Source organism: Streptomyces sp. 8N616 (assembly GCF_052246385.1).
In the GTDB taxonomy this organism is placed as follows: domain Bacteria; phylum Actinomycetota; class Actinomycetes; order Streptomycetales; family Streptomycetaceae; genus Streptomyces.
In genome coordinates, this window is the sequence record NZ_JBQQBY010000014.1 from 1 (window position 1) to 22429 (window position 22429).

The 22429-nt window shown below is 72.1% G+C and carries 21 protein-coding genes and 2 pseudogenes; 12 read left to right on the top strand and 11 right to left on the bottom strand.

The window, feature by feature from the left end; all coding sequences use genetic code 11:
* The coding region (gene thiC, locus ACTWQC_RS14550) for a phosphomethylpyrimidine synthase ThiC (RefSeq protein ID WP_443316080.1) at positions 1 to 1794 on the bottom strand (1794 nt) is incomplete at its 3' end.
* Between the two features lie 266 nt (positions 1795 to 2060).
* Here thiC and ACTWQC_RS14555 point away from each other — a divergent pair.
* On the top strand, positions 2061 to 3389 hold the full coding sequence (locus tag ACTWQC_RS14555) for a YibE/F family protein (RefSeq protein WP_443316081.1): 1329 nt from the start codon (positions 2061 to 2063) through the stop codon (positions 3387 to 3389).
* On the opposite strand, the gene ACTWQC_RS14560 is transcribed toward ACTWQC_RS14555, so the two are convergent.
* On the bottom strand, positions 3358 to 3573 hold the full coding sequence (locus ACTWQC_RS14560; RefSeq protein ID WP_443316082.1) for a DUF5326 family protein: 216 nt from the start codon (positions 3571 to 3573) through the stop codon (positions 3358 to 3360). The two genes, ACTWQC_RS14555 and ACTWQC_RS14560, sit on opposite strands and share 32 nt — an antisense overlap.
* A 142-nt stretch (positions 3574 to 3715) precedes the next feature.
* On the bottom strand, positions 3716 to 4033 hold the full coding sequence (locus ACTWQC_RS14565) for a cupin domain-containing protein (protein WP_443316083.1): 318 nt from the start codon (positions 4031 to 4033) through the stop codon (positions 3716 to 3718).
* A gap of 50 nt (positions 4034 to 4083) precedes the next feature.
* Here ACTWQC_RS14565 and ACTWQC_RS14570 point away from each other — a divergent pair, with 50 nt between their 5' ends.
* The 5 genes from ACTWQC_RS14570 (at position 4084) to ACTWQC_RS14590 (ending at position 7828) form a co-directional block, all read left to right on the top strand.
* Positions 4084 to 4464, top strand: a complete 381-nt coding sequence (locus ACTWQC_RS14570) for a phage holin family protein (protein WP_443316084.1) — start codon at positions 4084 to 4086, stop codon at positions 4462 to 4464.
* Between the two features lie 24 nt (positions 4465 to 4488).
* Positions 4489 to 5013: a low molecular weight protein-tyrosine-phosphatase gene (locus ACTWQC_RS14575; RefSeq protein WP_443316085.1), complete on the top strand. Its 525-nt coding sequence runs from the start codon at positions 4489 to 4491 to the stop codon at positions 5011 to 5013.
* On the top strand, positions 5003 to 6136 hold the full coding sequence (locus ACTWQC_RS14580) for a cystathionine gamma-lyase (protein WP_443316086.1): 1134 nt from the start codon (positions 5003 to 5005) through the stop codon (positions 6134 to 6136). Before ACTWQC_RS14575 ends, ACTWQC_RS14580 begins: the two co-directional genes overlap by 11 nt.
* Positions 6137 to 6349: 213 nt before the next feature.
* Positions 6350 to 7246 (top strand): LysR family transcriptional regulator, encoded by an 897-nt coding sequence (locus tag ACTWQC_RS14585; RefSeq protein WP_443316087.1) that lies wholly within the window; start codon positions 6350 to 6352, stop codon positions 7244 to 7246.
* 102 nt (positions 7247 to 7348) lie between these two features.
* Complete coding sequence (locus ACTWQC_RS14590) at positions 7349 to 7828, top strand: NUDIX domain-containing protein (RefSeq protein WP_443316088.1); 480 nt, start codon at positions 7349 to 7351, stop codon at positions 7826 to 7828.
* An 81-nt stretch (positions 7829 to 7909) separates the two neighbouring features.
* Here ACTWQC_RS14590 and ACTWQC_RS14595 read toward each other — a convergent pair whose 3' ends face one another.
* The 3 genes from ACTWQC_RS14595 to ACTWQC_RS14605 form a co-directional block, all read right to left on the bottom strand.
* On the bottom strand, positions 7910 to 8701 hold the full coding sequence (locus ACTWQC_RS14595) for a pyridoxamine 5'-phosphate oxidase family protein (protein ID WP_443316234.1): 792 nt from the start codon (positions 8699 to 8701) through the stop codon (positions 7910 to 7912).
* A gap of 128 nt (positions 8702 to 8829) precedes the next feature.
* Positions 8830 to 10962 (bottom strand): globin domain-containing protein, encoded by a 2133-nt coding sequence (locus ACTWQC_RS14600; RefSeq protein WP_443316089.1) that lies wholly within the window; start codon positions 10960 to 10962, stop codon positions 8830 to 8832.
* A 443-nt stretch (positions 10963 to 11405) separates the two neighbouring features.
* Positions 11406 to 12038, bottom strand: a complete 633-nt coding sequence (locus ACTWQC_RS14605; RefSeq protein ID WP_443316090.1) for an HAD family hydrolase — start codon at positions 12036 to 12038, stop codon at positions 11406 to 11408.
* Between the two features lie 163 nt (positions 12039 to 12201).
* Here ACTWQC_RS14605 and ACTWQC_RS14610 point away from each other — a divergent pair, with 163 nt between their 5' ends.
* Positions 12202 to 12768: a DUF2269 domain-containing protein gene (locus tag ACTWQC_RS14610; RefSeq protein WP_443316091.1), complete on the top strand. Its 567-nt coding sequence runs from the start codon at positions 12202 to 12204 to the stop codon at positions 12766 to 12768.
* Complete coding sequence (locus tag ACTWQC_RS14615) at positions 12765 to 13628, top strand: GNAT family N-acetyltransferase (RefSeq protein WP_443316092.1); 864 nt, start codon at positions 12765 to 12767, stop codon at positions 13626 to 13628. The genes ACTWQC_RS14610 and ACTWQC_RS14615 overlap by 4 nt, the downstream gene beginning before the upstream one ends.
* Before the next feature lie 40 nt (positions 13629 to 13668).
* On the opposite strand, the gene ACTWQC_RS14620 is transcribed toward ACTWQC_RS14615, so the two are convergent.
* Positions 13669 to 14094, bottom strand: coding sequence for a MarR family winged helix-turn-helix transcriptional regulator (locus ACTWQC_RS14620; protein ID WP_443316235.1), 426 nt, complete (start codon positions 14092 to 14094; stop codon positions 13669 to 13671).
* A gap of 138 nt (positions 14095 to 14232) precedes the next feature.
* Here ACTWQC_RS14620 and ACTWQC_RS14625 point away from each other — a divergent pair, with 138 nt between their 5' ends.
* The gene (locus ACTWQC_RS14625) at positions 14233 to 14607 is read left to right on the top strand and encodes a cupin domain-containing protein (protein WP_443316093.1); all 375 of its coding nucleotides are present in this window, start codon (positions 14233 to 14235) and stop codon (positions 14605 to 14607) included.
* Between the two features lie 97 nt (positions 14608 to 14704).
* Here ACTWQC_RS14625 and ACTWQC_RS14630 read toward each other — a convergent pair.
* Positions 14705 to 15806 (bottom strand): annotated as a pseudogene (locus ACTWQC_RS14630) (MFS transporter); the annotation flags it as partial.
* 125 nt (positions 15807 to 15931) lie between these two features.
* Here ACTWQC_RS14630 and ACTWQC_RS14635 point away from each other — a divergent pair.
* The 3 genes and pseudogenes from ACTWQC_RS14635 to ACTWQC_RS14645 all read left to right on the top strand — a co-directional run.
* Positions 15932 to 16402: pseudogene (locus ACTWQC_RS14635) on the top strand (MarR family winged helix-turn-helix transcriptional regulator); the annotation flags it as partial.
* A 248-nt stretch (positions 16403 to 16650) separates the two neighbouring features.
* Positions 16651 to 17103, top strand: coding sequence for a GNAT family N-acetyltransferase (locus ACTWQC_RS14640; protein WP_443316094.1), 453 nt, complete (start codon positions 16651 to 16653; stop codon positions 17101 to 17103).
* 82 nt (positions 17104 to 17185) lie between these two features.
* Positions 17186 to 18358: a winged helix DNA-binding domain-containing protein gene (locus tag ACTWQC_RS14645; RefSeq protein ID WP_443316095.1), complete on the top strand. Its 1173-nt coding sequence runs from the start codon at positions 17186 to 17188 to the stop codon at positions 18356 to 18358.
* A gap of 34 nt (positions 18359 to 18392) precedes the next feature.
* Here ACTWQC_RS14645 and ACTWQC_RS14650 read toward each other — a convergent pair whose 3' ends face one another.
* The 3 genes from ACTWQC_RS14650 to ACTWQC_RS14660 form a co-directional block, all read right to left on the bottom strand.
* Positions 18393 to 19877 carry a serine hydrolase domain-containing protein gene (locus tag ACTWQC_RS14650; RefSeq protein WP_443316096.1) on the bottom strand — a complete coding sequence of 495 codons (1485 nt, stop codon included), beginning with the start codon at positions 19875 to 19877 and terminating at the stop codon, positions 18393 to 18395.
* A 173-nt stretch (positions 19878 to 20050) separates the two neighbouring features.
* A complete protein-coding gene (locus ACTWQC_RS14655; protein WP_443316097.1) occupies positions 20051 to 21238 on the bottom strand; it encodes a hypothetical protein in 1188 nt (395 codons plus the stop codon).
* Between the two features lie 101 nt (positions 21239 to 21339).
* A complete protein-coding gene (locus ACTWQC_RS14660) occupies positions 21340 to 22176 on the bottom strand; it encodes a hypothetical protein (protein WP_443316098.1) in 837 nt (278 codons plus the stop codon).
* Positions 22177 to 22429: the final 253 nt, after the last annotated feature.

The window sequence follows — 22429 nt, forward strand, 5'->3', positions numbered from 1 at the left end:
GCGGTTGCCCGTCTCCGCGAACTCCTTGGACTTCTCCAGCATTCCCGCCTCGATCTCCTCATCCGTAGCCGGTCCGGCCACGTCGGGGGCGAACTGCTCTGTGATGCTTCTGCTGATTTTCATGCTGCAGAACTTCGGACCGCACATCGAGCAGAAGTGCGCGGTCTTCGCGGGCTCGGCCGGAAGGGTCTCGTCGTGGAAGGAGCGGGCCGTGTCCGGGTCGAGGGCCAGGTTGAACTGGTCCTCCCAGCGGAACTCGAAGCGCGCGTCGGAGAGGGCGTCGTCCCACTCCTGCGCGCCCGGGTGGCCCTTCGCCAGATCCGCCGCATGCGCCGCGATCTTGTACGTGATGACCCCCGTCTTCACGTCGTCACGGTCCGGCAGGCCCAGGTGCTCCTTCGGCGTGACGTAGCAGAGCATCGCCGTGCCCCACCAGGCGATCATCGCCGCGCCGATGCCGGAGGTGATGTGGTCGTACGCGGGCGCGACATCCGTCGCCAGCGGCCCCAGTGTGTAGAAGGGGGCCTCCTCGCAGATCTCCTGCTGGAGGTCGACGTTCTCCTTGATCTTGTGCATCGGGACGTGGCCCGGGCCCTCGATCATCGTCTGGACGCCGTGGGACTTGGCGATCCGGTTCAGCTCGCCGAGCGTGCGCAGCTCCGCGAACTGCGCCTCGTCGTTGGCGTCCGCGATCGAGCCCGGACGCAGACCGTCGCCCAGGGAGAACGTGACGTCGTAGGTGGCGAGGATGTCGCAGAGCTCCTCGAAGTTGTCGTAGAGGAACGACTCCTTGTGGTGGGCCAGGCACCACGCCGCCATGATCGAGCCGCCGCGCGAGACGATGCCGGTCTTGCGACGGGCCGTCAGGGGCACGTAGCGCAGCAGCACGCCCGCGTGGACCGTCATGTAGTCGACGCCCTGCTCGGCCTGTTCGATGACGGTGTCCTTGTAGATGTCCCAGGTCAGCTCCTCGGCCCTGCCGTCGACCTTTTCGAGTGCCTGGTAGAGGGGCACGGTGCCGATGGGGACGGGGGAGTTGCGCAGCACCCACTCGCGGGTGGTGTGGATGTTGCGTCCGGTGGAGAGGTCCATGACCGTGTCGGCGCCCCAGCGGGTCGCCCAGGTCATCTTCTCCACCTCCTCCTCGATCGAGGACGTGACCGCGGAGTTGCCGATGTTGGCGTTGACCTTCACCAGGAACCGCTTGCCGATGATCATCGGCTCGGTCTCGGGGTGGTTGACGTTCGCGGGCAGCACCGCGCGGCCCGCCGCGATCTCCTCGCGGACGACTTCGGGCGAGACGTTCTCGCGGAGCGCGACGTACTCCATCTCCGCCGTGATCTCACCGCGGCGGGCGTACGCGAGCTGGGTGACGGCGGCCCCGTCGCGCCCGCGCCGCGGCTGGCGCGGCCGACCGGGGAAGACCGCGTCCAGACCGCGCAGATCAGTCGCTCCGCTCCGGAGCAGGCCCCCACGCGGCGCGGTGTGCTTGATGCCGTCGTCCTCCGGACGCACCTGGCGCCCGGCGTACTCCTCGGTGTCGCCGCGCGCGATGATCCAGTTCTCGCGGACCGGGGCGAGGCCGCGGCGGACGTCGGTCTCGACGGTGGGGTCGGTGTACGGGCCGGAGGTGTCGTAGAGCGTGACGTCCTGCCCGTTGGTGAGGTGCACTCGCCGCACCGGGACCCTCAGGTCGGGGCGCGAGCCGGTCACGTAGTCCTTGTGCCAGCCGACCTCGCGCGAGCTTTCGCCCGACTCGCTGGTGGCAGGCGTGTGTGCATCCTGAAGGGTCATGAGACCTACTCCCTACGCCGGCATTACCCGGTAACAGGTTCGGCGGTCGACGCAGCGGCTTCCGCAGCCGGGTCACCGGCCTTGGCCAGATGTCCCGTACGGAGGTCAGCGCCCTCTCAGCCCGGTGCTCCGAGCTCCCGCGTGTGCAAAACGCCACCACGGTAACGGGTCGTTCGGGGGCGTGAAAAGGGGGTCCGGCAGAGCGGAGCCGGGACGGATCCGGCCTGCCGGGCCCGTGCCCCATACCGTTTTGCGATGATCGGGCGGTGACCCCTACGCCCGAGCCCCGCCCCGAGCACCGCCACGAGCCCCTCCCGCACACCCACAGCCACGGGGCCGCCGCGCCCGTATCGGTCCATCTCCGCAAGGTCATCGCCGCAGTGCTGATCCCGTTCGCCGCGGCCGTCGTCGTCGGTCTGGTCGTGCTCTGGCCCGGCGGTGTCCCGGAGCACGAGCGGACCGGAGTCGGCTTCGACCGGCAGACCGAGTCCGGCAGGGTCGTGAAGGTGGAGGAGGTGAACTGCGCGGACGTGAACGTGCAGCCGCAGCAGCCGTCCGCCGACGGCTCGGGCCGGCCGGCGCCGGGCGAGGGCCAGGAGCAGGCCGGCGGCACCTGTAAGCGGGCCACGATCGAGGTGACGTCGGGGAAGGACAAGGGCCGGACCTTCGAGGAGGTCATCCAGCCCGACGCGCCCCGGCAGCTGGACGCCGGGCAGGGCGTCGTGGTGGCGTACGCCCCGGACGCCCCGCGCGAGCTGCAGTACTCGGTCACCGACGTGGACCGCGGGTTCCCCATGACGCTGCTCTCGGCGATCTTCGCCCTGGCCGTGGTGGTCGTCGGCCGCTTGCGCGGGCTGATGGCGCTGATCGCGCTCGCCGTGAGCTTCGCCGTGCTGTCGTTCTTCATCCTCCCGGCGATCCTGCACGGCTCGAATCCGCTGATCGTGGCGGTGGTCGGGAGCAGCGCCATCATGCTGATCTCGCTGTATATGTGTCACGGTCTCAGCGCCCGTACGTCCGTGGCAGCCCTCGGCACGCTGATCTCGCTGCTGCTGATCGGGCTGCTGGGCTCGCTGTTCATCGGCTGGGCGGAGCTGACGGGCAACACCTCGGACGAGACCGGGCTGATCCACGGCCTCTATCCGGAGATCGATCTGAGCGGTCTGCTGCTCGCGGGGGTCGTCATCGGGTCGCTGGGTGTGCTGGACGATGTGACGGTCACCCAGACCTCTGTGGTGTGGGAACTCAAACAGGCCGACGAGACGATGACGGCCCGTCAGCTCTACCGTGCGGGCCTGCGGATCGGCCGGGACCACATCGCCTCGGTGGTCAACACGCTCGTTCTCGCGTACGCGGGTGCGGCGCTGCCGCTGCTGCTGCTCTTCTCGATCGCGCGCAGCGACGTGGGCACCGTCGCCAACAGCGAGGTCGTCGCGGAGGAGATCGTACGGACCCTGGTCGGCAGCATCGGTCTGGTCGCGTCGGTACCGGTGACCACGGGCCTGGCCGCGCTGGTCGTCTCGGCGGACCGGCCGGTGCCGGGGGCGGGTGTCCGCCCCCGGGCTACCAGTCGCCGCGGGAGGAGGAGGAAGTGAACTTCCGGACCACGTAGATCAGTCCGGCGACGAGGGCGACGAACACCAGAAGCTTGAAAAGCAGCCCGATGACGAAGCCGACCACGCTCATGATCAGGCCGCCGAAGACGATGATCGCGAGCAATGGCACCGCGACCCACTTCACCCACCACGGCAGGCCCGCGAAGATCTCCTTGACAGCCACGTTCGTCCCTGCTTCCGCTTGTCGCTCCCGGTCTTTCCGGGAGGCGGGTGTCTTCGATGCTAGGCGCGGCAGGGTGCCGTACGGACGGCCCGCGGCCCCCGTCCTTCCCTGAGCGGTCCCCTAGGGATGCGCGGAGCCCGGGTCAGCTTTCCGGGGGAGAGAAGACGACCAGGACCCTCAGGTCCTCGCTGATGTGGTGGAACTTGTGGGGCACGCCGGCGGGCACGTACACCACGCTGCCCCGCGCGACCTGCGTGGTCTCCGTCCCGACCGTGATCGAGGCGCGGCCGCTGACCACGAAGTAGACCTCGTCCTGCCGGTGCGGCTGCTGCGGGTCGACGGTCCCGGCCTCCAGCGCGTACAGCCCGACCGACATGTTCCGTTCGCGCAGGAACTGCAGATACGCCCCCTCGTTGGCGGCGCGCTCCGCCTCGAGTTCATCCAGCCGGAACGCTTTCATTCCCGTCCCCACCCTTAAGCTCAGCCGATCAGTTCTGCGACGATCTCACCATGAAGCACTTCGTAGTCAAGACGATCGCCAATGCGGGAGCCCTGGCCGTGGCCATCTGGCTGCTCCAGGACATCACGCTCACGGGCGAGAACACCGGCCGCAAGGTCCTCACGCTCATACTCGTCGCGCTGCTTTTCGGCCTGGTGAACTTCGTGGTGAAGCCGGTGGTCAAGCTGCTGACCCTGCCGCTCTTCATCCTCACGCTCGGTCTGATCACGCTGGTGGTCAACGCGCTGATGCTGCTGCTCACCTCCTGGCTCGCTGGCGAGTTCGATCTCTCCTTCCACGTGGACGGCTTCTGGACGGCCGTGCTCGGCGGACTGATCGTCTCGATCGTGTCCTGGGCGCTGCACGTGGCGCTGCCCGACGACAAGGACTGACCACGGGTGACGGATGATGGGCCCATGAGCTCGTCGTCCCGTCCCCCGTACCGGGTGTGCTTCGTGTGCACCGGGAACATCTGCCGCTCGCCCATGGCCGCGGCCGTCTTCCGCGCGCGCGTGGCGGAGGCCGGGCTCGACGGGCGGGTCGAGGTGGACAGCGCCGGCATCGGCGGCTGGTTCGCGGGCGAGAGCGCGGACACGCGGGCCGTCGCCGTCCTGGCCGCGAACGACTACGAGGCGGAACACATCGCACGGCAGTTCCGGGCGGAGTGGTTCGCGGAGCGCGACCTGGTCATCGCCCTGGACCGTGGCCATGTCCGGGAGCTGCGGCGGCTCGCCCCCGCCCCGGAGGACGCCGCGAAGGTGCGGCTGCTCCTCTCCTACGTCCGCAGCACGGGCGACGTCCCGGACGTCCCCGATCCCTATGACGGCGACGCGGACGGCTTCGAGCACTGCCTCGCCCTGATCGAGCCCGCCGCGGAAGCCCTGCTCGACGCGGTGCGCACCACGCTCGAAGACAGCCAGGAGGCCGCACATGACCGGTGACGGAACCCGCGTCGTACGGGCCGGGCTGCCGGAGCCCGCGGCGTACGAGCCGGCCATGCCGGGCCCGGTCTTCGCCGCGCACTACCACCTGCCGGGCGAGCCCGTCGGCCCGTACACCTACGGCCGCGACTCCAACCCCACCTGGACCGGGCTCGAGCGGGCCATCGGCGAGCTGGAGGCGCCGGGCGCGGACGACGTGCAGACTTCCGTCTTCCCCTCCGGCATGGGCGCGGTCTCCGCCGTGCTGCTGTCCCAGGCGCGGACCGGCGATGCCGTGGTGCTCCCGGACGACGGTTACCAGGCGCTGCCGCTGGTGCGCGAGCGGCTCGAGGCGTACGGGGTCGAGGTGCGCACGGCGCCGACCGCAGGCGACGCGCAGATCAAGCACCTGGACGGCGCGAAGCTGCTGTGGATCGAGTCGCCGTCCAACCCCGGCCTGGATGTGTGCGACATCCGGCGGCTCGCGGACGCCGCCCATGAGGCGGGCGCCCTGGTCGCCGTCGACAACACGCTCGCGACTCCGCTCGGCCAGCGCCCGCTCGAGCTCGGCGCGGACTTCTCGGTGGCCAGCGGCACCAAGGCTCTGACCGGCCACGGCGATCTGCTCCTCGGCTACGTCAGCTGCCGCGACCGCGAGCTCGCGGCGGACGTACGGCTGTGGCGCAGGACGGCGGGTGCGATTCCCGGCCCGATGGAGGCCTGGCTCGCGCACCGCTCACTGGCCACGCTGCAGCTCAGGGTCGACCGGCAGGCGGCGAACGCCCTGGCCCTCGCCGGGGCGCTGCGCGGCCGCCCCGAGGTGACCGGGCTGCGCCACCCCGGGCTGCCGGACGACCCCGCGCACACGGTGGCGGCGCGGCAGATGCGGGGCGGCAGGTTCGGCTGCGTGGTGTCGTTCACGCTGCCGGACCGGGAGCGCGCGGAGCGATTTCTGGCCGCGCTGCGGCTGGCGGACGACGCGACGAGTTTCGGCGGCGTACGGTCCACGGCCGAGCGGCGCGGGCGGTGGGGCGGGGACGCGGTGCCGGAGGGGTTCATCCGCTTCTCGGTGGGCGTCGAGGACGCGGAGGACCTGGTGGCGGACGTGTTGCGTGCGCTGGACGAGGCTGCTGCCGGGCAGTGAGCGGGGCGCAGCGGAGCACCGCGGAGGCGTCGTCGGGCGGCTCGAACCTCCCCCCTCGTGGCTCGAGCCGCCCCGGTTCAGCGAGCAACGAACCGTGAAATCAAGGCTAGTTGACTCTGCGTCAGTGTCCAATCACACCAGCGACACAGACCTATCGACAAATTTATAGTTGGCATCGGTTTGAGACGGCGCCGTCGAGCACGAGGGGTGGGCATGGATCTGGCCCTGCTCCGTACGTTCGTCGCCGTGCACCGCGCAGGGTCCTTCACCCGCGCCGCCGCGCTCCTCGGCCTCTCCCAGCCGGCCGTCACCAGCCAGATACGTTCGCTGGAACGGCAGTTGGGGCGCCCGCTGTTCCTCCGCAGGGCGCGGGGCGTCACCCCCACCACCATCGGGGACGAGCTCGCCCACAAGGTCGCGCCGCACCTCGACGCGCTGCTGGAGATCACCGAGGCGGGCCTCGGCGAGGGCACCGCCGAGCGCACGCTCCACCTGGCGGGCCCGCCCGAGTTCACCGCCTTACGCGTGCTGCCCGCGCTCACCCCGCTCATCGGCCAGGGGCTCGCGCTGCGGACCTCCTTCGGGAGCGCGGAGGAGACGCTCGACGGGCTCGCGGCCGGGCACCACGATCTCGTCATCGCCACCGCCCGTCCGCGCGGCGGCCTGCTCACCTCGACTCCGCTGTGCGACGAGGAGCACGTACTGGTCGCCTCGCCCCGGTGGGCTGCGCGGATCGGTGCCGCGGGCGGTTGCCAGGTGCGGGGCGCGGAGGCGCTGGAGCAGCTGCCGGTGGTGGAGGTGCACGAGAGCCTGCCGCTGGTCTCCCGCTACTGGGCCACGGTGTTCGACGCCAAACCGGCCGCCCCGGCGACGGTCGTCGCCCCCGACCTGCGGGCGGTGCTGACCTGCGCGGCGGCGGGGGCGGGGCTCGCCGTACTGCCCCGGTACCTGTGCGAGGACGCGCTGGACACCGGTGAGGTCGTCGCCCTCCTCGATCCGCCGGTGCCGCCGCTGCGCACGTACTTCCTGGCGGTACGGGCCGGGACGCTCGCGCTGCGGCACCTCGCGCGGGCGCACGAGTGGCTGCTGCGCGCCGCGGTGGACTGGTGACCGCCGGCGCGAGGGCGCGGGACGCGGCGCCGTGGGGAACGACTTCCTCCGGATTCCTCTCGGAACGGTTTCGGGCGGCCCGCCGCGGGCCACATCTCCTCCATGACCGTTCGACCCGTGGTCAAGCGCACCGCTCGCGCCATCCTGCTCGACGGCGACGAGATGATCCTCATCAAGCGCACCAAGCCGGGCCGCCCGCCGTACTGGATCACGCCGGGCGGCGGCGTCGAGCCGGAGGACGCGACCGTCGTCGACGCACTGCACCGCGAGTTGGACGAGGAGCTCGGCGCGAAGATCACCGATGTCGTGCCGGTCTTCGTCGACACCGTCGAGCACATCAGCGACGGCGGCGTGACCGGGGTGAAGGTGCAGCACTTCTTCGTCTGCCGGCTCGAGTCGATGGACACCTCGCGGCGGCACGGGCCCGAGGTGGACGAGCCCAGCGGGGAGTACGAGATCGTGCGCATCCCCTTCACGCGGGTGGGGATCGCCTCCGTGGAGGTCGTACCGCTGTCCCTGCGGCACTACCTGGACGGCAACATCGAGGGTGTATGCGCCATGCACGCCCCGGACCTCGGCTGAGCCGAGGCGGACCGGGGGCATACCGGAACTGGGTCGTACCGGACCGGGGGTGCGCCGGAACTGGGCCGGGGCGCTTCGGTCCTAGGCGAACCAGCCGGTGAAGGGCTGTTCCTCCGGGCCCGCTTCGCGCCGCTGCCGCGCATCCGCCAGGACCTGCTCCGCCGCCTCGCGGAACGCATCGCCCTGCGGTCGCTCGTGCCGCCCGCGCCGGCCGCGCCGCCCGCCGTGGTCGCGCAGCTCGTCCTGCTCCCGTTGCTCGGGTCGCTCGCCGTGCTCGGCCGCCGACGGCTCGCGCTGGTACGGCGCCCGGTCCGCCGACCCGGCAGCCGCGCCGAAGAAGTCGCCGCCCTTGCGCTTGAAGTCGTCCGTGCCCCAGGCGCGGCGGCCACGCTGCTGCGGCGGGACCTTCTGCAGGTGCGGGATGTGCTTGGCGCAGTGGATGTACGCCTCCTCGACCGTGACCTCGACCCAGAGCCGGGCGCGGCGGCCGGGCACCGGGTCGACCGGCAGGCCGGCGTGGGCAGCGCGCATGTCGGCGTCGGGGACGATCCGCGCGCGCCCGTTGACGTGCAGGCCGATCCGGTCCCGGACGAAGTCGACCATGAGGATGCCGAGGTGCGGGTTCTCCTCGATGTTGCCGAGGCTGGCGAGGACGCCGTTGCCCCGGTACTCGGGGTACGCGAGGGTCTTGTCGTCCAGGACCTGGAGGAACCCGGGCGGACCGGCCCGGAAGGTGCTGTCGCACTCGCCGTGCCGGTCGGCGGTGGCGAGGAAGAACATCTCCTGGCGGCGGACGAACTCCCGCATCCGGTCGTTCAGCCGGTCGAGGACCTGCTCGTCGTAGAACCGGTCGGCGCGCTCCGCGGTGCCCATGCGCTCCTGGAGCACGTGCTCGCCGTCGCTGCCCGGCCGCACGGCCGACCGCACCGACACCGCCTCATGCCCCGGTCGCTCCCGCCGATCCCGCGGGCCGTTGTGCTCGGGGGCCATCGTTCTTCCTCTCACACGCCTGCGCCCTGGCCGGGCCCGGCCGCGACCAGTTCTTCGATGGAGTCGTGCCGTATGCGGTGGGAGGGTACGCCGATACCGACCAGGGTGTCGACGCCGCTGCGGATCATGCCGGGCGGGCCGGAGAGGTACGCGTCGTACGCGTTCCAGGGTCCGTACTGCCGGACCGCCTCGGGGAGCGGGCCGCTCAGACCGCCCGCCGGGGTCGGGCCGTCGGCGACGACCGGGCGGACCGAGAGCCAGGAGTGCGCCTGCTCGAGACGCAGCATGGTGTCGATGTCGTAGAGGTCGTGGTCGCTGCGGGCGCCGTAGAAGACGTCGACGGGCCGCTTGCGGCCGTGTTCGGCGACATCCTCGACGAGCGCCTTGATGGGCGCGATGCCGGTGCCGCCGCCCAGGCAGAGCAGGCCGTTGTCGGTGTTGTGGTCCACGGTCATCGAGCCGCCGGGCGGGCCGAGGCGGATGATGTCGCCCGGGCGGGCGCGGTGGACGAGGGCGTTGGACACCCAGCCGGCCGGAACCGCCTTGACGTGGAAGGAGAGCAGGCCGTCGGGGCGGGGCGCGGAGGAGAAGGAGTAGTGCCGCCAGACGCGCGGCCACCAGGGGGTCTCCAGGGTCGCGTACTGGCCCGCGCGGAAGGGGTACGGCTGGTCGGGGCGCACGGTGATGACCGCTATGTCGGAAGTGCGCAGGTCGTGGGCGACGACCTCGGCGTCCCACCAGGCGGGGGCGCGGAGTTCGTCCGCGGCCGCCGCGTCGATCATGATCTGCGAGATCGCGGTGTACGCGCGGATCCAGGCGGCCTCGGTCTCCGGGCCCCAGCTCTCGGGCGCGTACCGCGAGAGCGCCCCGAGGAGACACTCGCCGACGGCCGGGTAGTGCTCGGGCTGGGTGCCATACTTCCGGTGGCCGCGGCCGAGGTTGGCGAGATACGCGGTGAGGGTCTCGCCGTCGTCGACGTGCTTGGCAGCGGTGAGCAGCGCCTTGAAGAGACGATCCCGCTGGGTGTCCATGGCGGCGGGGAAGAGGGCCCGCAGGTCGGGGTGGCGGACGAAGAGCATCGCGTAGAAGTACGAGGTGACCTTGTCGGCGATGGGTTCGATCTCGGCCATGGTGCGGCGGATGAGGATCGCGTCGGGCGAGGCGGGCTCGCCTCCGGCGGGGGCGGCGGATGCGGCCCCGGCTGCGGTGCTGCTGGCGGCCTCGCTGCGGTCGCCGGGCGCGGTGGCGGGCGCGCCGTGGCCGGGGTCGGTGGCCCGGGCGGGCCCCGGTGCGTGCTCGGTCGGCAGGCCCGTCGTCCCGGGCGCGGGACCGGTGGGCCGGCGATCGTCCACCGCCACCGGACGGCCACTCGCGGCCGGGGCGCTCCGGCCCGGCGCTCCGGGACCATCAGGGCGGGCTCCCGCCCCCGGACCGAAGAACGCGGACCCGGCGCCCGATCCCTCCGCGGCCGGGGCCGCCGGGACGTGGCCGGTCCCTCCGTCCGGACGCGCGGACCGCGCCGCGGAGCCGCCCGTGCCGACGCCGAGTGTGCCGGAGTCCGGCATGCCGCCCGAGTACGGGGACGCGGGGGCGATCCGCTGGTCGCCGGGTGGGGCAGGGCGGCCGGGCTCGCGCGGCCCGGTGGGGGCGGCGGTGTCCTGGCCTGCACCGAAGTAGGGGGGCGCGGTGCGCGGTTCGGCGGGAGCCGGCCCACCGGCGTCCGGGGCATGAGGGAAGCCGGAGTCAGCGGACGGCGAACCCCCTTGGGGGGCGGGCCCGGGGTGGTGCGCGAAGTACGGGGACGGGGGCGCGTCGCCGGGTTCCGGGGCGCCTCCCTGGCGGGGGCTCCGGTCGGTCGTGCGCTGGTGTTCGTCGCCGGCGTCCCGCGCGGCGGCCCCGCCCCGCGTCGCAGGCGGCTCCTGCGCCGGGTGGCGTTCTGAGCCGCGGCCGCCCACCGGCCGTATCGCGCTCACCGGGCGGCTGGGTATCCGGTCGTCCCCCTGGTCCTGGTTCTGATCCCGATCCCGGTCCCCGCCTTCGGGAGCGCTGCGCTTCCGGCCCGCAGTCGGGGTGAACCAGCCCCAGTCCCCACCGTCCCCGCCGGAGCCACCGTTATCGGCCGGCGTCGTGGTCGGAGCGTCCATGGTCTGCCTCGCCTCGAACGTCTTTCGGTCGTCATTCGGTCGGTCATGGCCTGTCATCGCACTTCCGAAGACGGAATGTGCCGGTAATTCACTGCTGCGGATCAGAATTCTTTAGGACTCACACCAACCCCAGCAAGTCAACACGAAGCGGACAAACGCCCTCTGGTGTGACATTGGCCGCACTTCCCTGCCATGCAGCGTGCCACTTCCCGTCCCTTCCTCGGACAAATAGCCGGAAGTCCGGGTAACGGCGGCCGTGTTCCCGTTAAGCTGGCACATCCCCACGACTTCGTCGGCAGCCTTACACGGCCGAACCGGACTCGACCATACCGGGCCCGGTTGAAACCACAAGTCCCGATCTCGCGCACTAACGGATACACCGCGTTTTCTCGTGATCTCGCCCACATTTCGAGGAATTCGCTTGGCAACTGTTGAGTAATGAATTACCTGCGGTTACGCACCAGTTCGTAAGCCTCGCGGAGATCACGCCCGGTATACGCATACGAGGCAAGCCCGCTCACGTGGTGATCCGCGTTCACCGCGACCGACACCGGAAGCGCGCCGAACAGCTCCGCGTCCGACATCGAGTCGCCGTACGCCACGCAATCCGCCCGGCTCACTCCGAACGTCCGGCACAGCTCGTCCGCGATGGTCACTTTCGCGGCCGCGGAGAGAATGCCGGCGGGGTCGACCGGCTCGCGGAAGGGCACCGCCGGAAAGCGCGACCCGTACGCCGCGTGCGCGCCCCAGTCCAGCAGCCGCTCGACGAAGAAGCCGGGGGACAGCGAGATCACCGCGCAATAGCCGCCGCCCGACCGGATGTCCGCCCACACCTCACGGATGCCCGCAAGCCACGGCGCCCCCTCGAAGGCGGCCGTCACATGCGCCTCGGTGAGATCGGCCCACAACTCGCGGACGCGGAGCGCGAACTCCGGCGGATCGATCCTCCGGGACGCGAAGTCCCGCTCGAGCTCGGCGATCTCCCCGGCCAGGCCGAGCTGCCGGGAGATCTCGACCGGCGCGGCCGATCCGTACAGCAGCGTGCCGTCCAGGTCGAACAGGTGCAGTCTCGCCATGCGGCGAGCCTAGGCGCACCGTCCGCGGCCGCTGCGACCGCCCGTGCCCCGTACGCATGACCGCACGCACGGCACAGACCTGTCCGCGTCATACGGGCGGAGGCCCCGCGGATACTCCCGCTGTGCGACGACGTCGAGCGTCGCCCGCGCGAGCGTGGGAGTCATGCAGCAGCTTCCTCGCCCGGCCCGCCGGGCCTTCCTCGTCGTCCATGTCAGCGCGTCCGTCGGCTGGCTCGGCCTGACCGCGGCCCTCCTCGTCCTCGGCATCACGGCCGTGAGCACACCGGACCCGGCCACCACCGAGGCCGCGTACCGCTCGATGAAGATCTTCGGTGACTGGCTGATCGTCCCGGTCAGCCTGCTGTCGCTGTTCAGCGGGCTGGTGCTGTCGCTGGGCACTCCCTGGGGCCTGGCCCGGCACCGCTGGGTCTACACCAAGTTCTGGCTCACGCTCGCCGCGACCATCGCCTCGACCGTCGCGCTGCGCTCGAGCATCGACCACGCAGCCGCCGCCGTGGCGTCCGGTCAGCCGGTCGGGTCCGTGGCCACCGACCTGGTCATCGCACCGTCCGTCGCCACGGCGACGTACCTCTTCGTCACGGCGATCTCGGTCCTCAAGCCCTGGGGGCTGACCCGGCGCGCCCGTCGCGCACGCGACACCGCACGTTCCTCTGGCGTTGGCAAATCCGGTCGACGGACGAAGACCGCGTCGGACAGCCTGACTTCATGACGCTGCTGACGACCGCACCGATCCGCCGTCTGTCCCCCGCCGACCTCCCCCGCTGCCTCGACCTCTCCGCCGACCGGGGCTGGTCGCGCGAGAACCGCAAGTGGCAGCTGCTGCTCACCGCCGGCACCGGCTATGGCATCGACGACCCGGACGGCGACGGTCTGATCGGCTGTTTCGTCCTCACCCGCTACGGCCGCGAGCTGGCGTGCGTGAGCATGGTGCTGGTCGCCGAGCGGCACGCGCGGCGCGGTCTCGGCCGCCGCCTGGTGACCCACGCGCTGGAGGAGGCGGCCGGAACACCGGTCTTCATCTACGCCACCGAGTCCGGCCGGTCGCTGTACGAGCAGCTCGGCTTCAGACCGGTGAGCCGCTCGACGACGCGTACGGGACGCTTCCGGCCCGAGGCACCCGTCCCCGCGAGTGCGGCGGAAGCGACCCGGCGCGCGACGGCGGCGGACCTCCCGGCCATCCTCGAGCTCGACGCCGAGGTCTTCGGCTCGGACCGGATGCACCTGCTCACCCGGCTGCCCGCGTTCGTCGAACAGGTCCGCGTCACCGAGGGGCCGGGCGGCCGCCTCACCGGTTTCGCCACGGCCTGGCGCAATGTGCACCACACGGTGATCGGCCCGGTCGTCGCCGAGGACACCGGCACGGCCCAGCGGCTGATCGCCGACCTTGCCGTCCGTACGGAGGGGGAGGTCCGGATGGACGTGGACACCCGTCACGCGGCGCTCGAGAGCTGGCTGGACACTCGCGGCGTCACACCCGTCACGGCCAACACCCTGATGGTCCACGGAGCTTCGAGCCTCCCCGGCGACCACCGCCGCCGCTTCGCACCGCTGATGGTGGCGCTCGGATAGCAAAGGCTGACACACCGTCGGTTTCCATCGGGAACCGCCCTCACCAGAGCGGGCGGAGCGGCGGAAGCGCACCCCCGTCCGTCAACTCCGTGATGACGCGGGCGAGTTCGGTGCGCAGCGCGGTGAGATCGCGCTCCCCCACGCGCTCGGCGAGCTCGGCCTCCAGGGCGTGCAGCGTGCGGCCCGCGACCGACAGATGCTCGTGGGCCTTGCCGGTGAGGACGACGAGCCGCCGACGGCCGCCCGCCGGATGCGCTTCGCGGCGTACGTAGCCGCGCCGTTCGAGGTCGTCGACGATCTGTCCCGCCGCCTGCTTGGTCACGCCGAGCCGCTCGGCCAGCTCGGAACTGGTGGCGCCCCCATCGCGCAGAACCTGGAAGGCCATGCCGTGCACGGGCCGCAGATCGCCGTATCCGGCCTCTGCCAGCCGGCCGTTGAACTCGCCGAGCAGCAACTGGAAGGCCATGCCGAGGAGGTAGGTCAGCTCGGCACCGGCGAGTCGATCGTGTAGACGCACGCCGCAATCTTGACACCTCGTGAGTCAAGTGGCTTTACTCTGGGGGAGGCTTGAGTAAAGCCACTTGACTCACGAGGGGATCGTCGGATGTACGTCATCAGCGAGAGCGAGGCCCGGACCACCCGCACCCCGGCCGCCGCCATGACCGGCCTCGCCGCGCCCAGCCAGGGGAGCGCCGAGCTGAGCACCTGGCGGGTCCGCATGGCTGCGGGTGCGGAGGGACCGGTGCACGAGATCGACCGTGAGCAGGTGTGGACCCTGCTCTCGGGCTCGCTCACGGTGACCGTCGGCGGCCGGACGGAGACGGTCGGGGAGGGGAAGACGGTGATCGTCCCGGCGGGCGCGGAACGGCGGTTCCGTACGAAGGGGGAGCCGGCGGAGGCGCTGGTCGCGATGGCCGCAGGGGGTACGGCCTCGACCCCGGGAAGCGCGGAACGCCGCCGTCTCCCCTGGGCCGAGTAGCCGGGTCCGCCCGCACCGGGGCTCCCGGGGTTCCCGGGAATTCGCGGCCCTTGGGCCGGACCTTCCCGGTGCACTCACGAGCAGGTCCGGCGCCCGGTCAGCGGCGGGTCGCGGCCCTCGGCTCACGGTCTGCCGAGGGCGGCGACGCCGCGAGCCCGCCCGTCACGACGCGGCCGCCGCGCCCGTCCGTCCGGCGCTCCAGCACGCCGGACAGCACCGCGAGCGCGAGCGCCGAGGCGGCGAGCACCGCACCCACCCAGTTCGGGGCGGTGTAACCGAACCCGCCCGCGATGACCATTCCGCCGAGCCAGGCTGCCAGGGCGTTGCCGAGGTTGAACGCGCCGATGTTGACGGCGGAGGCGAGGGTCGGCGCGCCCGCCGCCTGGTCCAGCACCCGCTTCTGCTGCGGCGGAACGGTGGCGAAGCCGAGGGCGCCGCTCAGCGCGATGGTGACGGCCGCCGCGATCTTGTTGTTGGCGGCCACGGTGAACAGCGCCGGCACGACGGCCAGCGCGCCCAGCGTCACGTACAGCATGGGCATCAGCGCCCGGTCCGCGAACTTTCCGCCGATCAGGTTGCCGCCCACCATGCCGAGCCCGAAGAGGACGAGCAGCCAGGTGACGGAGGTGTCCGCGAAGCCGGCGGCCTCGGTCATCATCGGCGTGATGTAGGTGATGGCCGCGAAGACCCGCCGAAGCCGAGGACCGTCATCGCCATGGCGAGCAGCACCTGGACGTTCCGGAAGGCGGCCAGCTCGTGGCGGACCCTGGCGCCCTCGGGCCTGGGCTGCTCGGGTACGAGCCGGGCGATGCCGGCCAGGCCGATCACGCCGACACGGCGACGTTTCCGAAGGTCACGTGCCAGCCGAGGCTCTGTCCGAGCAGGGTTCCCATGGGCACGCCGACGACATTGGCGACGGTCAGTCCCGTGAACATCATCGCGATGGCACCGGCCTTCTTCTGCGGGGCGACCAGGTCGGCTGCGACCACCGAGCCGATGCCGAAGAACGCACCGTGGGCGAGGGGGGCCAGCACCCGTCCGGCCAGCATCGCGCCGAAGGCGGGGGCGATGGCCGAGAGTGCGTTGCCCGCGATGAACAGGCCCATCAGCAGCATCAGCATCCGCTTCCCGGACACGCGCGTGCCGAGGACGGTCATCAGCGGGGCTCCGATGACGACGCCGGGACAATAATTGCATACGCTGAATAACGGCAAGCGCCGTATATTTCGCCGGTGGCCTATCCTGGTGGTCAGGCGGCGCCGGGAGCGCGTACAGGCGCGGTCACCGGCAGGAGCGGGAAGTGGGAAGTGAAGGAGGGTCTCGGATGACCGAGCCGAAGGGCCGTGAGCCCACACCCCCCGAGCGGTACCTCGCGCAGGGCTGGTGCGCCCTCTCCCTCCTGCACGGCAGGATCGAGGCGCACATCGAGCGCGCCCTGCAGGCCGCGCACGACCTCAGCGTCCGCGAGTTCTCCGTACTGGACGTGCTGAGCTGGCAGCATGACGGCGAGGGCGGCCACCTGCGGATGAACCAGCTCGCCGACACGGTGGTCCTCAGCCAGAGCGCGACCACTCGCCTGGTCAACCGGCTCGAGGACCGCGGCCTGCTGTCCCGCTACCTCTGTCCTACCGACCGGCGCGGCATCTACACCGACGTGACCGCCGAGGGCCGGAAGCTGCTCGAGGCGGCCCGCCCGACGAACGACGCGGCGCTGCGCGAGGCGCTGGACGAGACGGCGAAGGTGCCGGAGCTGGCGCCGCTCGTCGCTGCCGTCGAGGCGATCGGCCCGGCGGCACCGGTCCCGGCGCAGCAGCCCGCGCCGGAGGAACAGCCCGTGGAGGAGCAGCAGTCCGTATCGGAGCGGCAGCCCGTATCCGAACAGCGGGCCCGTATCTGAGCGACGGCCCGTATGCAGCGCTCCGTATCCGAGCAACGGCCCGTATCCGAGCCGGAGTCCGCGTCGGTTGGGGCGACACCCGCGTAGGGCCGAGGAAGGTTCGGCAGCCGTCACGCAGCCGTCAGGCAGCCGCGTAACCTGCCCGCATGAGCGACCTCGTGATCCGCCAGGCGGTCCCGGGCGACATACCCGCCATCGTGGCGATGCTGGCCGACGACCCGCTCGGCGCGCGGCGCGAGACCCCCGGCGACCTCGCCCCGTACCACCACGCATTCGAGCGGCTGGCCGCCGACCCGAACCAGAAGCTGGTGGTCGCGGAGCGCGAAGGACGGCCCGTCGGCACGCTCCAGCTCACCCTGATCCCGGGCCTGTCCCACCGCGGCTCCACCCGCTCCGTCATCGAGGCCGTACGCGTCCACGCCGACGAGCGCGGCAACGGCCTCGGAACCCGGCTCATCGAGTGGGCCGTCGAGGAATCCCGCCGCCAGGACTGCCAGTTGGTGCAGCTCACCTCCGACGCCACCCGCGGCGACGCCCACCGCTTCTACGAGCGCCTCGGCTTCACCGGCTCCCACATCGGCTTCAAGCTCAAGCTGTGACCGAGTCTGTCAGCCGGTCCCCGTACCGTGAGCACAGGCGGCACACGAGGGGCGAGCGCGGCGAGGACGACGGAGGTACGCGATGAGCGGCACGCCGCGGCGGATCGGCACCGAGGAGCGCCGCGCCAGGCTCGGCGCCCGGCACCGCCTCGCCCCCGCCCGCCGGGCCGCCACCGCCGAGGAGGCGGCCGACGCCGTCGTCGGCCTGCACGCCACCGATGCCGCGACGGTCTTCCTCTCCGCCGGCGCCCGGCTGTCCACCCCTTCGGTCGCGGAGGTGGAGCGCGCGCTCTACGCGGACGTCACGCTCGTACGGCTGCTGTGCATGCGCCGCACGATGTTCGTCGTCAGCACCGGCCTCGCCCCCGTCGTTGACGCATCGACCGCCCGGGCCATCGCCACGAAGGAGCGCGCCACCCTCATCAAGCACCTCACCGACTGGAACTCCCCCTTGGACGCCCAGTGGCTCGCCGAAGCCGAGCGGGCCACGCTCGCCGCGCTCGCCGCCCGCGGCGAGGCCACCGGCAGCGAACTCTCCGCCGACGTACCCGCTCTGCGCGAGCGGATCACCGTCTTCCCCGGCAAGTCGTACGAGACCGTGCAGGGCATCGCCACCCGCGTACTGCGCTGTCTGGCGGCCGACGGGCGGATCCGGCGGTCGCGGCCGCGCGGGGCCTGGACCTCGAGCCAGTTCCGCTGGGTCCTCGCCGAGCCGCTGCCGCCGCTCCCCGCCAGGGAGGCCAAAGCCGAGCTCGCCCGCCGCTGGCTCGCCTCGTACGGACCCGCCACCGAGACTGACCTCAAGTGGTGGACCGGCTGGACGCTCGGCGAGACCCGGACGGCGCTCGCCGCAGCCGGCGCCGAGGAGGTCGTGTTGGACGAGGGCGCCGGCGTTGTCCTGCCCGGCGATGCCGGTCCCGCGCAGGAGACCGAGCCATGGGCGGCTCTGCTCCCCGGCCTGGACCCGACTGCGATGGGATGGCGGAACCGCGACTGGTTTCTGCCGGACGAGCACCGCAAGGTGCTGTTCGACAGCGCCGGGAACGCCGGGCCGACGGTGTGGTGGAACGGCGAGGTCGTCGGCGGCTGGGCGCAGCGCCCCGACGGCGAGATCGTCTGGCGGCTGCTCACCGACCGGGGGCGCGAGGCGGCCGCGGCCGTCGAGCACGAGGCCGCCCGCCTCTCCGACTGGACGGCCCCGGCCCGGATCACTCCCCGCTTCCGCACACCCCTGGAGCGGGAGCTCTCGTCGTAACGCTCTGTTTCACGTGAAACAGAGCGTCACCGAATCACGACGAGGGCCGCGCGGGCGCGGGCCGCCAGCCCTTCGGGTCGACACCGCCCGGCACCGGCGCCGCGGCGTCGTACGGCTCGCGCGTGAACACGAAGGACCCGAGGTCGAGATGGGTCACCGCGCCCACTCCGTGATCCCTGCCCCGGCCGTCCGAGCTGCGCACGACGCGGAGCGTCTCGCCCGCGTAATAGCCGTCGAGTCCGGTCCAGGTCCCGTCCTCCTCGGCCCGGAAGCGGGAGGCTCGGCCCGCGCCCGACAGGGGTACCAGCTCCAGCGCGCGGTCGGCCGCAAGGCGCAGCACGAAGGGCGCGGGCCCCCAGTACCAGGGGCCGGTCAACGCCAGCAGCTCCTGATCGGCCTCGGACAGCGGCTGCCAGGGCGCGGGGATACGGGGCTCGCGCTCGGCGGTGATCCGTACGAGATCGGCGGCGAGCCCGCTCATCAGAGGTCCCGATGTGGTGTTGGCCAGCGCGATCCCGGCCAGTCCGTCCTCGACGCTCACCCACAGGGTGGCGAGGAAGCCGGGCAGGGAGCCGGTGTGCCCGACGAGTGTCCGGCCGTCCCGGCGTACGAGCTGCAGCCCGAGGCCGTATCCCGCGTCCCAGGTGTCGCTGCCGGGCGCCGCCGCGGGCGTACGCATCTCGGCCACGGTCCCGGCGCTCAGCACCCGCTCGTCGCCTTCGGCGAGGAACCGCGCCCAGCGGCCGAGGTCCGCGGCCGTGGACCACAGCTGCCCGGCGGGCGCCATCAACCCGAGGTCCTCGGCCGGTTCGGGCATCAGGACGTCCGCCCACGGATGCACCGCCCAGCCGTGCGCGTGCGGGGTCAGGGGCTGCGCCGACGTGCGCGTCATGCCCAGTGGCTCGAGCACCTCGCGGCGCAGCACCACTTCCCAGGGCTCGCCGCGCAGCTCCTCGACAAGGGAACCGAGCACCGTATAGCCGGGGTTGGAATAGTGGTGGACCCTGCCGGAGGGGTGCCGCAGCGGCTGCTCGCCCAGGACATCGGAGAGGGCAGAGCGCAGGGTTCCGGGGGTGCGCTCCCACCAGGGGCCCGGCGCCTCGGCGGCGAGTCCGGCGGTGTGCGCCAGCAGCTGAGCGATCGTCACCTCGTCGACGCCTCGGCCGGCGGCGGTTCCCGTGGGGGTGCGGGTGCGCGTGCCGGTGCTGGTGCCGGTGCTGGTGCCGGTGCCCGGGAGGTGCTTCGCCAGCGGATCGGCGAGGTCCAGCAGCCCCTCGTCGCGCAGCCGGAGCACCAGGACGGCGGTGAAGGTCTTGGTGATGGAGCCGATGCGGTACTGCGTATCGCCGTCCGGCTCCCGGCCGCCGACGAAGCCGCGCGCCCCGGTCCAGGCTGTACGCCCCTCCCGTACCACCGCCCCTACGAGGGAGGGGGCGCGGCCGTCGGCCTGTGCGGTGGCGATCCGGTGGTACAGGGCCCGGCGGGTGGCGGGCAGCAGATCTTCGAACGACTCGCTCATGGGGGTCACTTCTACCGGGGCGCCCTGCCCTCTGACCACATGCCGACGGGCGGCCCCCTCCCCAAAGGGGGCCGCCCGTACGTCAGTGCTCTTCCCGATCTGTCAGCTCGGACGTCTCCGATCTGACAGCTCAGCCGTCTCTGATCCGCCGGAATCAGGAACGGAACGGGAACTCAGGAGGCGGTGAACCAGCCGAAGGAGGGCGCAGCCGGAGCGGCCGGAACCGCCGGAACAGCGCCGAAGGAGGGCAGGGCCGGGATGTTGGCGGCGTCGGTCAGGTCGACCGGACCGGCCGGGGCGGCGGGGGCCAGGCCCTTGACGCCGGTGACGGTGTTGCCCGCAACGCCCTGGGCGTCGGTGGCGACGGTGATAACCAGGGTCTGGGCGAACGGCTTCACGTCAGCCGCAGTGCCCTGGGCGAAGGGCTTCGCATCGGCCACGACACCCTGCGCGAACGGCTTCGCGTCGGCCGCGACACCCTGCCCGAACATCTGCACGTCGGCGGCGACACCCTTTGCGAACGGGGTTACATCGGCCGCCACACCCTTCGCGAACGGAGCCGCGTCGGCCGCGACACCCTTCGCCAGCGGGGCCACGTCAGCGGCGACACCCTTCGCGAACGGCGCCGTCTGGCCGCTCGCGTTGCCCGCGACGACACCGACACCGCCGATGGCCTGCTCGGCCACCGGGAGAACCTTCACGACGACCTTCCGGGCGACGGGGGGCAGCACCTCGGTCGCGACCTCCTCAGCGACCGGACGGGCCGTGGCCACGGCGCCCTGCGCGGCGGAGGCCGGCTGCTCGGGACGCGCGCCAGCGGCGGCGAGAGCGCTGAGCAGTTCGCCGGTGTTAGGGGCGGAGGGCTTGGCCGGCGCGGAAGGCAGCTTGCCGGAGAGGGCGGACGGGACCGCGGGCGCGGACGGAGCCGACGGGGCGGAGGGCGCGGACGGAGCCGACGGGGCGGAGGGCAGCTTGCCCTTGGCCTTGCGGGCCTCCTTGCCGACCTTGTTCGCGGCCTTCTTGGCAGCCTTCTTCGCGTCGGGCGCGTCGCCGAGGCCGCCCTTGGCGTCGCCCAGCGTGTCCTGGGCCTTGCCGGTCACGCCGCTCAGGGTGCCGGTGACCTTGCCGGCCGTGCCCTGGACCTTGTCCTTGACGGTGTCGGCGTCACCGGACGGCAGCTTGCTCTTCACGGAGCCGGCCTTGTCGGTCACGCCGGACGTGGTGCTCTTCACGGTGTCGGTGACGGAGCCGGTGGACGGCGCGTCGGGCACCTCGGCCGCGGAGGCGGCGGCGGTACCCAGGGCCCAGATACCGGTCGCGGTGGCGGCGACGAGGATGGAACGGCGGAAGTTCTTACGCATGATGGGGGGATTCCTTCGAACTCGAACTCAGGAGCTTCGGGGTATGGGCAGACCTGTTCCGCCCCCGCGCGGCAGGTCCAATGGCGGGGGAACGGCCTGCCCTAGCCCGGGAATTCGAGAATTTCGGAGGATCGGTCGCGCGTCGGCGTCGTGCTCGCCGCGCGGATCGCGCCGACCGCGAGGCCGAAGCGCGGGGCGCCGGAATCGGGGGCGGCGTGCGCGTCCCCGCCACGGGGGCCGCTGCCGTCTCCGGCGTGCTGGTACGCCGAACCGCTCGGGGCGGGGGGCGTGGGGAGCTGCGCCGGGAGCTGCTTCCGGTGCTCGTCCGCACCACCGGGCTGCTCCTGCTCCGCCGAGCCCGCGCAGTCGTGCGCCGAGGCGGCGGACGCGTCGCCCAGGTCGGTACGGCTGCCCGCGGTGGCGGCTCCGGCGACGCCGTCGCTGCCGGACGCCTGCCCACCGGGAAGGCCGTGCCGACCAGTGCCCGGCAGCTGCTGGTCGCCGCCCTGGAGGCCCTCGGGCAGCTCCACGGGAAGGCCGGCGGCGTCCGTGGTGTCCTCGACGAGGTCACGTACGGGGTGGGCGAGCTGCTCCGTCCGGTCGGTGATCGGCCGGACCGTCTCGGCGACGGCGTCCTTCATGGCCTGCCGCTGCTCGGCGGACTGGTCCTCGTCCTTGTCCGCGTCCGCGTCGTCCGCGTGACGGCGCTCGTCGGCCCGGGCCTCCGACTCGGAGAAGTGCTCCCTGGCGTGCTGCCGCATCTCGGCGGCGGGCTCGAGAAGCTGCCCGGCGCGCGACGAGCCGTCGGATTCGGACTCCGCGGCGTGCGCACTGCCGCCGAAGAGGATGGCCAGCCCCATCAGGCCCCCGAGGAAGAGGACCACGAGCAGCGCACGCCGAGCCATCGCCGTGCGCGGCAGGCGCACAGCTGCAGGCATGGCGAACGAAGCAAACAAGAGGGGGCCTTCCCGTACGGAAATCACACTCGCTCCGGGTGACGGAAGGATCTTTGCACGATCGGCGGGGGTCAGCGCAAGTCGCAAGTTACCGATGGGTAGTCATGTCTGTTATTTGGTAGGCGTACTGAGGCTTCCAGACTTGGCACTGACCTGCCATCAGAACCCGAAATCCTGGGGGCGGTGATGCTGACACATTGCGGCAGTGCGACGGCCAGGTGTCGGCTCTCATGCC